Raw genomic sequence first — 12,923 nt, 5'->3', positions numbered from 1 at the left:
TACCGGGTCGCGGCTCTTTCTATATCTGTTTTTAAGTTCTTCTACTGGCAAATGGGGAACTATCGTTGCTGTTCTCGGCATCACTTTTTAAGTCTGAAGTTTTAACTATTATAGCGTGGCTTTGACAACTGGATTCCGTATTATTGCTCAGTTTTGCCAAGCGCTCAAGCCCGCAGCTTGGGAACCTTCGAGTGAGGAAATTCAGAGCCTGCAAACTTACACTCGCCGTTTGCAGGCTCTCGAAGGCATGATAGCCCAGGAAAGAAATCGCCTACACGTAACCTCTCAGGAGTTACAAGCCGATCTCGAGGAACATATTCAGTTCCTAGAAGCTCAAGTGCAATCGGTAAAAAAGCGATTGCTCGAACATATTCAAGCCCATGACCATTTGCAGCAGCAACACCAGCGCTTGACGACTATTCCCGGTCTCGGGAAAGACAGTGCCGCTCGTCTGTTAGCTGAAATTGGCTCGGTAGAGCATTTTCCCTCAGCTCGTCAACTGGCGGCTTTTGCCGGGGTCACTCCCCAAGAACGCCAGTCGGGAACTTCAGTTCGAGGCAAGACTCGCCTGTGTAAAATCGGCAATCCCCGACTTCGTAAGGCGCTTTACTTTCCGGCCTTGAGTATGATTCGATGCTGCCCCCAGATAAAGCTCTTTCGAGAGCGCCTTTTGGCGGCAGGAAGAACAAGATGCAGGTGGTTGGGGCGGTCATGCACAAGCTGATTCGGGTCGTTTACGGCATTCTCAAGTCTGGGCAACCCTTCGACCCCAACCGATTACTTCCTGCCTCTTGACACCCTGGGGCTAACACAGTATCTACGACGGGTGACGGGTGACTAGCCGACGAGTTCTTTGACCTTGGCGATAATGCCATCGGGATCGATGCCTTGGTGGGGATACTGTTCCCACAAGCCGCCACAACCTTCTTTATGAGTGCCGAGATGGGCGAACTTCGGCGTCAAACCCCGTTCGAGTAACCAGCTTCCGAAACGGCTTCCGAGTCCGGTACGACGGTTGAAGGCTTCGACGACCAACACGAACGGCGACGCGCCGATTTTGGCGATCGCGTCTTCGTCCACGACGTTCAACGTCGGTTTGTTAATCAAGCCTACGTCGATACCCTCTTGCTTGAGTCGTTCCACGGCGTCGAGGGCGCGATAGAGCACATCGCCGAAGCTGACGACGTACCCGGCGGTTCCTTCGCGAATCACTTCGTCTTTTCCGGGGGTGAAGGTATAACCCTCGCCGAAAAAGTCGTTTCCGTCCGCATCCAGAATATTGGGAACTTTCGATCGCGTCGAGAAGATAAAGCGCATTCCCCGATCGTGGAATATCGCTTTGACACAAGCGGCCATCTGTCCGGCGTCGGCGGGGAAGTACAACTTCGTATCGTAGCCGTCGTCTAACCCATTATCGGCAAACATATTGTTCAAGCCGAAGTGACAGGTGTTGTCCGCCATGTCGTCGATTCCCGAGTGGGAGAAGTGACAGAGGACGTTGGAATAGTTCAACCGCGCCATCGTGATTTCGGAAATACACATTTCCAAGAAGGCGCTGAAGGTGGCGAAAATTCCCTGTTTACCGTCTTCCATGCCGAATCCGGCAGCAGCGGAGAAGTTCCCCCGTTCCATGACGCCACCGCTGACGAAGATGTCTGGGGCAGCTTGGCGAATTTGTTTTAACCCGCAAGAGCCTTCTAAGTCGCTGTCGATGCAGAGGAAGTTGCGTTTGCGTTCTTCGGCGTCTTTTTCCAACAGAATCGAGGCTACAGTTTCGCCGAAGACGTTGCGCTTTGAACCGACTTTATCTCCCGAACCCATGTAGGTATAGGGGTTTTTGGGCTTCTCGATTTGTTTGAGGAAGTTGGCGGCGTCGCTGCGTCCTTTGGCGTCTAAATATTTAATTGCCGCATCGACGGGAATGACATCGTGACCGTGGGGCGATCCTTCGATGCCGTCGATTCCCGTAGCCATTTTGCGTTGGTTGACCACTGCCACCGGGCCAGAGGTGGTGACGGCTTGGCACATGCGACGATAGAGGTCGTCTAGGTCTTCGCCGTCTCCTTCGAGGATGGTGAGTCCGTGACCGGCCAGGGTTTTTGCGACGCTGAACCCTTTGAGGTAGTCGGAGGGGTGACCGGCGATGGTTACGTTGTTATCGTCGATGAAGAGTTTGACGTTGAGGTTGCGGGAGACGGCCATGCGGGCGGCTTCGGCGTCGTTGCCTTCTTGCTGCGATCCGTCGGAACCGAGGCAGCACACGACGCGATCGGGGTTGCCCATCGCGATGCCGTTGACGTAAGGCCAGAGGTGTCCCAAGCGACCGGAACTGAATTTAATGCCGTCGGTCAGTCCGAGTTCGGGGTGTCCCGGTAGTTTGGAGTGGGCTTCGCGGTAGCGCAGGAGTTGTTCGGCCGGGAGTTCGCCGTAAATGGCCGCCATGAGATATTGGGTCGCGACGCGGTGTCCGGCTTCGTCGAAGAAGACGGGGACGAACTGGTCGGGGTTGCCTCGGAAGAAGGCGTCGAGAATGGCGACTTCGGGGGCGGTATCGTAGGGGCCGCCGGTGTGTCCGCCGACGCCTCGGGCGGCACCTGTGGCGGTGAAGAAGACGATCGCATCCCGTATCAGTTGGATGTTGGCTTTGAGGGTTTCCCGTCGATCGTCGGTCAGTTGGGAAACGTTCGGGTCGAGTTTGAGGGGTGTGTATGCGTTGAGGTCGATTGGAAATTTGGTTTGAGTGGCAGTCATGTGTGGTTTTCCTACTGAACGATTTTCAAAACGATGGTGTTAAGGGTGCGATGTGGGCGATCGCCCGTCGTGGGTTTTGAGGCTGCACGTCAGGGCGATCGCTCGAAGGCGTTTTCCGATACGATCGGCAGTTCTCGGCGAGAAACCCGCTTTCACAATACCGAGAGAGGGCGATCGCTGGCGTAAAGGTCGGGTTAAGAGAAAATCCACGAGATCGAGCGCGATTGCGAAACGGTGACGCTCTGCTCTGGCGAACGTATTGGACGCTAAACCTTCACACCCACTGAGGTATCGCTCGAATTTCTCTACAGGGATCGCGCCGATCTCGTGCTGATATTGTACTGATGTTAACCGTTGCCGGTATTGTCTCACACGACGGCCAGTCCCCCAGGGCAAAACGCTAAAATTAAAGTGCGATCGTCCCCGAAATTGGGGAAGGAGTCCTGTTATGTCGATTACACTGATTCCTCTGAAAAACGACGCGGCGATCGGGTTGAGCATCGATGGCAAGATCGAAGCCAGCGATATCGATCGCATTTCTGAGGAAGTCGAAAAACGGTTGCCAACTCACGAGAAACTCCGGGTTTACGTGGAAATGAAACGGCTCGGCGGAATTTCTCTCGAGGCGTTGTTTGAAGACCTCAAGCTCGCCTTCAAACATTTTAAGGATTTCGATCGCAAAGCGGTCGTTTGCGATGCGAAATGGGTCGAACCAGCAGCGTCTATCTCGAACCGACTGTTCCGTCACATCGAGGTGAAGTGCTTCCCGTTCGATCGCCAAGAGGAGGCGAGGAATTGGATTTGCGAGTCCCTTCAAACACCGAGCGATCGCTCGTAACTCTTCAAGAGCCTCTAACCCAAACCCCTTACTGTTGCCCGTTGCCGGTTCCCTGTTCCCTCGACCGAAGGTCGGCGAGTCGGAAAACGTTTGGGGGGCCGATTGAATTTTCTCGATCGATCTTTTTGCCTCGATCGGTCTCGAGCAACTGCCAAATTTCTATCGTTGGGTAGAGCGAAAAGACTGCTTGGCGATAGACGAAATCGCTTGAGACTCTCGGTAAGGTTGAAGATAACGACCACCAACCGAGGAGATTTTTGGTATGCGTTCGATCGATTTTTTGACTCGACCCTTCACTTGGTTCCCGACGTTGAGTTTAGTTGCAATACTCGCCGTCGCCCCCAACGCGATCGCCGTTCCCGACAACGATTTCAACCCGCCCAACTACCGACAAGAAGCGTTACCGAGAGAACTCGACACTGCTAGAGCTTGGGAAATTGTGGGGCGAAACGCCGCTGCGACGGGAGATTACCACAACGCCATCGTCGCCTTCGACAAAGCGATCGATCTCTCGAGACGACGTCAGCCGCAGTTGTACGAACAACGGGGGTGGGCGCACTACCTCCACGGCGAACCCCGAAGCGCGATCACCGATTTAGAGACCGCCGCGCAACTCTACACCCGACGGGAACGGTTGCAACGTTCGGCGAACGCACGACAAATGCAAGAGTTTGTCCGCGATCGCCTCGTCGAAGGCTCTCCGTCACCCGATTTAGCGATTCGTCGGTAGGTAAATGCGAAAGACGCTCCCCTGTCCGATTTCCGAACAGACTTCGATGCGCCCGCCGTGGGCGGCGACGATACGATGAGACAGGTGCAATCCCAACCCGCTACCCGATCGCTTGTGGCGACCTTGGCGAAATCGCTCGAACAGGTTTTTCTGGTCTTGAAGCGAAATTCCGATTCCCGTATCTTTGATTTCGAGAATGCTTTTGTCCCCTTGGCGATCGAGGTAGATCGATACGGTTCCGGCGTCGGTAAATTTAATTGCGTTACCGATAATGTTGGCGAAGACGCGGCGTAATTCGAGGCGATCGCCGACGAGAGTGCGATCGAATGTTTCGGAACAATTACACTGTAACGTCAGTTGCTTTTCTTTGGCGATCGGTGTCAGTTCGTTGGCGATTTCTTGAATCGTTTCGTAGAAGTCGAATCTCGAAAACGTCAGTTCTTTTCGTCCGGCTTCATAGCGATACACTTCTAAGAGAAGGTTGACCATATCGAGTAAGTTTTGGTTGCTGCGAACCATCGTGGCCAACGCCTCTTGCATGGTGTCTGAGAGTTCCCCAAACGCGCCCGATTGCATTAGGGAAAACATTCGATCGGCGGCGACGAGGGGAGTGCGGAGATCGTGCGTTAGACGGGAGACGAAATCTTCTCGTTCTCGTGCCATGCGATCGCGTTCGTCGAGGCTGTGTTTGAGGCGAAGCAGCGATCGAACTCGCGCTTGTAACTCGTCCATTTCGACGGGTTTGCGAATAAAATCGTCTGCACCGACATCCAACCCGCGAACGACGCTCGATCCTTCGTGAGCGGTAATCAGTAAAATGGGAATATAGGCTAAATTGTTGTTCGCTCGCACGCGGCGGGTTACATCGTAACCGTCGAGTTTGGGCATCATGACATCGAGTAAAATCAAGTCGGGCGGCTGTTTTTCGATTTTCTCTAACGCCACGAATCCATTTTCGGCAACGTCAATTTCGTAACCTTCATCTTCGAGAATTGCTTGGATGAGAAATAGGTTATCGGGGGAATCGTCTACGGCTAAAATGCGATCGCGTCGGGTTTCTCGTTCGAGTTTTGGTTCGGAAAGAGTCATTATGGAGCTGAGTACGTCAAGAAACATCTTAATTTTATTTTAACTCACGGCTTTCAAGCCTCGATCGAGTTGCGAACTCACCTATTCAAAGTGAGATCGAATGCAAAATACTGCTAAGCGAGTTAAAATTCAAAAATTTAAGTTGACCGTACTACAGATAGGATGACTGTGATGGCATTGCGTAAATCTCACTTCTGCACCGTGCCAGAAGCCAAGCATCCCTAAAACATCGGATAGCGGAAACCGGGCGTCTGAGAACGTCCCAGTTTCTCAAAGAGTAAACTTTAATCATTTTGAGATATACCCGATGGTATTCGCAACTTATGCAGAATTTTTATATCAATTTTAAAATTATTGTTAAGACACCAAGAATAGAATGACTCACGGCCACACTTACTAAGTTTCTATATTTTTCGTAATGAATATTCCAAATAATACCGGAAATAAAAGTGAAGATCAAAATATAATTATCTCTATAAACAATGTGAACAAAACTGTAAAGTATAGCTGCAACAATAATTTTCGACCATCTGCTAATACTTAAAATATCTAGGGCGGTAAATAGATATCCTCTATAGGCAAACTCTTGGAAAGGGCAGGAAATCAATATATAGAATATGTAGAAAAATATAGATAACTCTGAATTGTCATATCTGGGTTCGATCGCTGCTGCTATAACGAAAATTGGCAACGCCATCAGTAGAGTAAGGGGCATAACAGCCACTATAGATTCGCTGAGGTTATGACTGTTTAAACCCAAATCAATATTTTTGGTTTCGGCTGATGGTCTTAAGAAAAATAATATCGGCGTAATAGCCGTTAGCAAAATAAATCTGAACTCAAATGGAATGAGGTGCAGAACTATCGCCACGGGTGGCAGGACGTAAAATAGAAATATTAAAACTATAATTTTAAGGGACTTATTCTGGAGCTTTGAGAAGCGATTTGCCATGATAATGAATCCAAATCAACAGCAAAAAATTATTTTTTGGAGCTATCTTCTTTCGTGTTTTGCAAATATATCTGAGTAAATCAAATAGATTATTGTTAGAATTAGTATCGGCCAGAGTCCCCAACTTGACGGATTGCTATTCAATCCAAAGGCAAGGTGAACTATTTCAGGATTAACGATGCTGATGAGAATCGATCCGAGGACAGCAAGCAAAGCAACTATTCCCGCGAAGTAGCTGGCTTCAAATTTCCAAGATCGATAGATAGTTACTGCCATTAAAGCTAGAAGTACCGGATACGCAATAACATCAAGACCAGAAACTGAAGAGTCGTAACCGAAAATAAGCTTCTTGACTTCAATATTATTGTAAATCCTTAAGGGAAACCATAAAATAAGTAATAGCTGAGTCGCCATAATATAGCGTAAGTATTTTATTCTATTGTAGACATAATTTGAACCAATTTCCTTCCAGAAAATACCGGAAGCTATGATAACAGCGATGATGTCTAGGAAGGCAAGGGCATAAAACGGACGACTCCTAGAAAACGCGCCTCTACCTTTCCAGGTTGAATAGGCAAGTCCAAGACGCATGAATTCATAATAGCCAGTTTTCTCCTCCTCACTCAAAAGTAAAACTGAATCCTCGTTCGATCGAAAATTCTCTAGTGCCATTTCCAAATCTGATTTCCGAATGGTGATTTCATTCTGGCTCGAGTCAATTAAAGATGACGTGTCGATAATCCGAGCCGGTGCTTTTGAAATTATCTCGATTCGATCTTGCCCGATCGTCACAACTGACTCTGCCCCTTCTTTTAATTCAAAGAGCATCATGTTGTCAGAGGTTAATTCTACACACAGCAATACGATCGACACACCGATCGCAGCCACGACTTGTCGCCAAAGTTTAGGTTTACTTCTGACTTGACACCATGCTTTGTACAATGTAAAGTAAGCCCCCCACAGGAAAAGCCAGGGATATAAAACTAAATGAGGGTAGAGCTGTGAGTAGTAAATATATTTAGGGCGTCCTGCAATATTAATGTCCTTAAATTCTAAAAATAAACTCAAAAAAAGACTAAACAAAGAGGTAATTGTTAGCACAGACAACGGTAATAACTGCTTCCACGGTAGAGGAGATTCGGCAATAAAATCATTCCATAGCGGCAGCTTCACAGCCGGATTGCGGACAATGGTGGGGAGCCAACTCGCACCGGGAAACTTACTCTGGCGATCGAATTTTTTTCGCAGGTATTCTCTCGCTCGCCGAACTGATTCAAATAGAGAGTTGCTGTAGGAAAAGAAATCGAGAAACTGCTCTAGGAATTCCTTGGCCACTTCATCCGGTACGGGTTCGCGCATGATGATGCTCTGAGGCAGGTGGATCTCTGCTAACTGGTGCGCTAATCCCAAACCATCGCAGGAATTAAAAATCGCAATCTGCAAGCCGTTCTCAATGGCAACTGATAGATCTTCCTTCAATTCCTGAATGCTCAGATATTGTTCGCAATCGTTCAGGGCGATCGCTCCAATTGTGCTGTCGTTTTGACTCTTGCTATGTCCAGCAAAAAAGAAAATATGCCAACCTTCTGGCTCTCTCAAAGCTTCTTTAAGTTCTAGCGAGGTAGGCTGCTTAAAGGTTTGGATATACGCCCCCCGTGCTTGTGTTTTTTCGAGTTGTTTGTAGTCAAAATCGATATCAATCGATAGATTGGCTTCGGTATTCTCCAGTCTGTTTCGGACATCACCGTTGCTGCCCAAAACGGCTAAAATTCTGACCTGTTTTTTAGGTTTGAGATTGCTACGACGCTGAAACTGCCGAGCTAGGCTGATTGAGGTTTCTGCATAGCGATGAGTCTCCAAGAAAATTTCATTCCAGGGCAATAACCGTAGTCTCTTATCCAGGGTCTGGATGTTGATTTGTACTTCCTCGTTGCTGGACACATATTGGTTGATACAATTCTGGAGGCGTCGCCAGCTTTCCTGAGACCTGAGCCACGCCACGAACTTCTCTCTGACCTCCTCGGCGCGATCCGAACAACTACCGGACGTAACGCTCACGATTTTAATTCCACGACCCGCTCCAACCAGATTTGAAAATACTCCTTGCCATTGTTCGATCGACTGACTGAGGGATTCGGGAAGAGGAGTCAGGGAATCGACAACCTGTGTCGGATAGCCTTCTTCGTCAAAGATAACAAGGTCGGCATCAAGCCGATCTGTGGTGCCAGACTGCCTCAGAATCAATTCAATCCTAGCCATCGTTATCGAGTTTGGTGTACTGGACGGTTTGCAATTCTATAGGACTCGTATTCAGGCTCGATCGCCTGATTCTATATTTTACAAATAAATGCAGAAAAATTGAGTGCTGCCAGTGCCTCTAGCTTAAAAATTGTTCGGTAACTTGGCTATCTTTCAGGCTGAGCTGAACGCTGAACGCTTCTTCAATACCGATCTGAAAGTTCAACGATATAAAATTATCGGCTCTTTTCGTCTGAGTTTGCATCACAACACTGTCAGAATCATCTAGCAGTTGCAGGAGGAGACCTTGGGGCAGAACATTGCGATCGCCCGGACAAACTTTTAGCAAAATATCCCGTTCTGTATCGCTCAGATATGTTGTCTGGAGGAGTAACGCAATTTTATAACCTCCGACATCTAGCATTTTCACTCTCTTTCTAGACGGTTGAGAATCAGGCTCTTGAGTCTCGACGACACCGCGATAGCTCGCTGCTAACACCCGTTCGGGATCTTGCCAAAGTTCGTCGAATACGTTCGAGAACCACTGACTGAGCCGAACCAAACCCGTTGTCACCGATGGCGCTGAGGGAGCAGATCGATCGGTTTCCGGAACATCATCGACGATCGCCTCAAGCAAAGCTTCCAGAGAAGACAGTTTCCGGGTATATAGCTGACTTTCTGCGGTCTGGCTGAACCCTAAAAGCCTCGCTTCATATGCCGCTTCATCAATTTCAACAACAACGTAGCCCAGTCGATCCTCTCGGGCTTCTGGCGATACTTGAAAGACCTCATCTCCCGGCAATACCGGACAGCATTCTAACCGACCTTTTCCTTGAATTACAAGGTCAGCCGCGTTCGTAAGCGTTCGTGTGGCTGCGTTCCAAGAATTACTGGCCGTCAAGTCAGTTTCCACACCAGTACATTCGCAATAAAAATGCACGGCACAAACAGCCAGGGTATTCAGATAAACCTTTCTGGCTTTCTGAGAATCCCTCTGTTCGCGACTGAACGCTTGGGCTTGAAGCAAGAATTCAGTCGTTAAGCTAGATGTAAAAGTTAAAGGCTCTACTAGGAACGTCATTTGGGGTATACCTACCGATAAATGGAGTCATTAAAAGAAACATACTATCTGTTGGTTATATGTTGGTTATTAATTGTCTTTGATATATTTCCCAAAAAGAGATCTAAACGACTCACAAGATCGGCGAAAAAAGCTGTATAAGGTTTGCTCTGGGATATCCCACGCTTGGGCGAGTTCTCTCATTTTACGATGCTCGAGTATGTGTAGGGCAATCTTCTGAAAATTCGCTTCGGGTTTATTTCTAATATGTTTGTCTTTGAACGCATTGTCTATGTCGTTCTTTATAATATTGAATATCCGATCGGACAAATAGGGATTTTCTTGCTCCTCCCCAGACAATACATCTTCTAACGTTTGCTGAGAGTCTTTGTCGCCTCTATCTATTGCTTGAGATAAGGATAGATGTTGAGGACGTTCCTTTTTGAGTTTCTTAATCGCATCTTTGAATTCATGATTGAGTTTTTGGTTAACCAGGGTCATCATTTTGGCCGCCGATGGCTCGTAGCGATCGATTAATCGAAAAACATACACACGGACGGCCTGCATGGCGTCGTGATAAACCTCTGGCGGATAGTCGTGACGCCCTTGGCAGTAGAGCTTACCCGACTGCTCGATAGCCATCAGTAAACGGGTTGTCGCGATGATTCTGCCTTTACTTCCTGGAGGGTGCTGCTTGGCGATTTCAGCGAGATGTTTGAGATGACGGTCTAGTTCGTCCATAGGAGTGCCGCCTTGCAAGGTATAGATGCGGCTTCAGTAAAAATACTGATCTCAAGGATATCCTATGGGCGCACTGGCTGATACTGACTCGATCGCATATAGCAAAAAGCTAATATTATTAGATATTCATATAAACACCATTTTAATTGTTTTTCAACAAGCAGTAGAAGCCCTGTGACGACAGCATTACAAGTTTCATCTGCATCAGAGAAGACGAGACTCGCGGGTGTTGTCCATCGCAGGATGCTCTTTATTTACTTCAACGGACTCTCATCTACAGAATTATGCAAACTGACGTTGACTTAATATTTTCTTTAGAATTGCGAGGGTTCTCCTCGCAATTCGCAATAGTGACAGGTTGTTGATAGCTAGTGAGGTTGGACGCTCTCGAATGTAGCGATCGCGCCCTCTTGACTCAGTAAATCTACGGAAGTCTTACCCAGTCTTAGTTTAAGCCAACTTTACAATCGGACTCTCGCGGGAAAATTGACTCGATCGCGGAAAATTTTTCATTTTTATTTTTGACTTTGCATAATTTCCCGGCAAAAGTGCCGTTGAAGTAGACATAACCTTCGACGCAGGATTGACAACGCTTCCCGATCTACAGTCCGAGGAAGTCTCTGTAATCCCTTGTTTTTTGAACTCTCTCAATCATTCTGAGGTAAAAATCGTGGCAGATCCCGGTAATTTTCCAAGCACTGCACTCGAGCTAGGCAACCTGAGCGGTCAAGTTTCGTTTTCTGAGTCAATTAACGGCACAGACGATTTATTCGACTATTATCGAGTCGATCTCGATCGCAGTAGCCGATTTAATGCTAGTTCAACCAAAACGGGGGATGGCGTAGAGTTATCTCTTATTCAAGACTTCAACAACAATGGTCTCGTAGATTTTGGTGATGCTATTTTTCGCGACAGAGCAATCGTTGGCACCGATAACGACGTTTCAGTTGATGCCGAACTCCCCGCTGGAACGTACTTTGTCGGCCTTGGTTTGTCGGCTCGGAATTCTCGCCTTCAAGCTGACTACAACCTGACGCTGACGAATACTCTCATCGGGAATTTAGAAACCGACCCAGGTAATTTACCCCGTGAAGCACTAGATATCGGTGTTCTCAACGGTGGTGAGTCATTTTCAGATATGGTAGACGGCCGACTCGATCCGGCTGATTACTATCGTTTCACTTTAGATCGGACAGATGACGTTAGCCTGACTCTCTCTGAAGTGATTAAAAATGGCCCATCAAGCGGATTACGTATCGAACTGATTCAAGATTCAAACAACAATGGTATTTTCGATCGAGGTGAACGGATCGCCAGGGATATCGCACGTCCAAATTTCCCCACGGCTCTCAATGCAACTTTAGAACCTGGAACCTATTTCGTGGGACTTTTTGACTCTTCTCCTGCGCGAGGAAGCAACTACAAATTAGACTTTTTCCGGGCGAGCAGCGATAACAGCGGCGACGATACGGTCAACGGGACCGACAGCGGCGATCTCATCAATCTCTTGAACGGTAACGACATCGCCTTTGGTTTTGCGGGTAACGACACCATCGACGGCGGCAGTGGCGACGATACCTTCGCGGGTGGAGCCGGGGACGACCTGCTGACTGGCGGCGATAATAACGATATCGTCTTCGGCAACACCGGCCGCGACACCCTCGATGGCGGGAATGGTGACGACATCGTCGCCGCAGGCAAAGATGACGATATTGTCAGCGGAGGAAACGGCAACGATTTCGTCTTCGGGAACATCGGAAACGATCGCGTCAACGGCGACAGTGGCGATGACAGTCTTTTCGGCGGTCAGGATACCGACACGCTAATCGGCGGCGACGGGAACGACTTCCTCTCAGGCGATCTCGGCAACGACGAACTAACGGGTAACAGCGGTGCAGACATCTTCCTTCTGAACGTCGGTCGCGGGTCTGACATCATCACTGACTTTACCAGCGGTGAAGATCGGCTCGGTCTCGTGCAACCGCTAGATGCCAACACGCTCGAAATCGAACTCAATGGAGGCAACACAACCGTGAGCTTCGGGGGCGAACTTTTGGCAACGCTCACCGGGGTCACGAGTTTGAATCCCAGTGACTTCGTGAGTCTCACTTAGAGGTTGTTATCCCAGCAAAGACATGGGGGCGGCGGTTTCCGTCGCTGGGTGCATCTCAATTTCGTAGAATGACCCCTCCGCGCCTCGACTGAGCGCTCGCCGAACGTCCTTCGGCACCTCCCCGCGAGCTCGGGGAGGATGGGTGGGGTTCCGATCGCAGAAGTGAGATGCACCCACCCTTCGCAGCGGTGCGTAACCTTATTTTTCCTCCATCCAAGCTAACTTCCTGTACTCCAACTATGGAATTTGGTAGCTCCAAGTTTTGTTTTTTAACGAGTCTTTGTAGTGTACTATGGGAAATTTTTAGTCCCGTCAAAGAGCTTAAATCTTCCTCGGCTCTTTGGTAAGATTCATTGGCACAAACCAAGAGAGCATTTTTTTCCATTTTGGGACTCAATCTACTGTTCGGTT

At 48.6% G+C, this 12,923-nt stretch carries 11 protein-coding genes and 1 pseudogene; 5 read left to right on the top strand and 7 right to left on the bottom strand.

Going from position 1 to position 12,923, the window contains the following annotated elements:
- Window positions 1-115 precede the first annotated feature (115 nt).
- Window positions 116-724, top strand: a complete 609-nt coding sequence (locus POG22_RS11550) for an IS110 family transposase (protein WP_498905374.1) — start codon at window positions 116-118, stop codon at window positions 722-724.
- Window positions 725-837: 113 nt separating this feature from the next.
- On the opposite strand, the gene POG22_RS11545 is transcribed toward POG22_RS11550, so the two are convergent.
- Window positions 838-2,751 (bottom strand): thiamine pyrophosphate-binding protein, encoded by a 1,914-nt coding sequence (locus tag POG22_RS11545; RefSeq protein ID WP_498905372.1) that lies wholly within the window; start codon window positions 2,749-2,751, stop codon window positions 838-840.
- Between the two features lie 33 nt (window positions 2,752-2,784).
- Between POG22_RS11545 and POG22_RS11540 the strand changes: the two genes are divergently transcribed.
- From POG22_RS11540 to POG22_RS11530, 3 genes are all read left to right on the top strand, one after another.
- Window positions 2,785-2,937 carry a hypothetical protein gene (locus POG22_RS11540; RefSeq protein ID WP_498905370.1) on the top strand — a complete coding sequence of 51 codons (153 nt, stop codon included), beginning with the start codon at window positions 2,785-2,787 and terminating at the stop codon, window positions 2,935-2,937.
- 262 nt (window positions 2,938-3,199) lie between these two features.
- Window positions 3,200-3,589, top strand: coding sequence for a SpoIIAA family protein (locus tag POG22_RS11535; protein ID WP_063718612.1), 390 nt, complete (start codon window positions 3,200-3,202; stop codon window positions 3,587-3,589).
- 262 nt (window positions 3,590-3,851) lie between these two features.
- A complete protein-coding gene (locus POG22_RS11530) occupies window positions 3,852-4,319 on the top strand; it encodes a tetratricopeptide repeat protein (protein WP_498905368.1) in 468 nt (155 codons plus the stop codon).
- Here the strand turns inward: POG22_RS11530 and POG22_RS11525 are convergent.
- From POG22_RS11525 to POG22_RS11505, 5 genes are all read right to left on the bottom strand, one after another.
- Window positions 4,302-5,408: a hybrid sensor histidine kinase/response regulator gene (locus POG22_RS11525; RefSeq protein WP_498905366.1), complete on the bottom strand. Its 1,107-nt coding sequence runs from the start codon at window positions 5,406-5,408 to the stop codon at window positions 4,302-4,304. The two genes, POG22_RS11530 and POG22_RS11525, sit on opposite strands and share 18 nt — an antisense overlap.
- A gap of 334 nt (window positions 5,409-5,742) precedes the next feature.
- Window positions 5,743-6,279 carry a CPBP family glutamic-type intramembrane protease gene (locus POG22_RS11520; protein ID WP_498905364.1) on the bottom strand — a complete coding sequence of 179 codons (537 nt, stop codon included), beginning with the start codon at window positions 6,277-6,279 and terminating at the stop codon, window positions 5,743-5,745.
- A 123-nt stretch (window positions 6,280-6,402) separates the two neighbouring features.
- Window positions 6,403-8,619, bottom strand: a complete 2,217-nt coding sequence (locus POG22_RS11515; RefSeq protein ID WP_498905362.1) for a CHAT domain-containing protein — start codon at window positions 8,617-8,619, stop codon at window positions 6,403-6,405.
- Between the two features lie 118 nt (window positions 8,620-8,737).
- A complete protein-coding gene (locus POG22_RS11510) occupies window positions 8,738-9,679 on the bottom strand; it encodes a DUF1822 family protein (RefSeq protein WP_498905361.1) in 942 nt (313 codons plus the stop codon).
- Between the two features lie 69 nt (window positions 9,680-9,748).
- Entirely contained in the window at window positions 9,749-10,399 is a 651-nt protein-coding gene (locus POG22_RS11505; protein WP_498905359.1) for a hypothetical protein, read from the bottom strand.
- A 670-nt stretch (window positions 10,400-11,069) separates the two neighbouring features.
- Between POG22_RS11505 and POG22_RS11500 the strand changes: the two genes are divergently transcribed.
- A complete protein-coding gene (locus tag POG22_RS11500; protein WP_498905358.1) occupies window positions 11,070-12,512 on the top strand; it encodes a calcium-binding protein in 1,443 nt (480 codons plus the stop codon).
- A gap of 175 nt (window positions 12,513-12,687) precedes the next feature.
- Here POG22_RS11500 and POG22_RS11495 read toward each other — a convergent pair.
- Window positions 12,688-12,923 (bottom strand): annotated as a pseudogene (locus tag POG22_RS11495) (ISKra4 family transposase); the annotation flags it as partial.

The organism is Geitlerinema sp. CS-897, from assembly GCF_028368005.1.
GTDB classification, from domain to species: Bacteria; Cyanobacteriota; Cyanobacteriia; order Cyanobacteriales; family Geitlerinemataceae; genus Baaleninema; species Baaleninema simplex.
Note: the sequence above shows the minus strand (reverse complement) of the source record. Positions and strands in the feature narration are given on the sequence as shown.

Excerpts from the sequence above, each read along its gene's own strand:
- POG22_RS11515 (WP_498905362.1), bottom strand. The coding sequence starts at position 8,619 with ATGGCTAGGATTGAATTGATTCTGAGGCAGTCTGGCACCACAGATCGG.
- POG22_RS11525 (WP_498905366.1), bottom strand. The coding sequence starts at position 5,408 with ATGACTCTTTCCGAACCAAAACTCGAACGAGAAACCCGACGCGATCGC.
- POG22_RS11540 (WP_498905370.1), top strand. The coding sequence starts at position 2,785 with ATGGTGTTAAGGGTGCGATGTGGGCGATCGCCCGTCGTGGGTTTTGAG.
- POG22_RS11510 (WP_498905361.1), bottom strand. The coding sequence starts at position 9,679 with ATGACGTTCCTAGTAGAGCCTTTAACTTTTACATCTAGCTTAACGACT.
- POG22_RS11530 (WP_498905368.1), top strand. The coding sequence starts at position 3,852 with ATGCGTTCGATCGATTTTTTGACTCGACCCTTCACTTGGTTCCCGACG.
- POG22_RS11535 (WP_063718612.1), top strand. The coding sequence starts at position 3,200 with ATGTCGATTACACTGATTCCTCTGAAAAACGACGCGGCGATCGGGTTG.
- POG22_RS11505 (WP_498905359.1), bottom strand. The coding sequence starts at position 10,399 with ATGGACGAACTAGACCGTCATCTCAAACATCTCGCTGAAATCGCCAAG.
- POG22_RS11545 (WP_498905372.1), bottom strand. The coding sequence starts at position 2,751 with ATGACTGCCACTCAAACCAAATTTCCAATCGACCTCAACGCATACACA.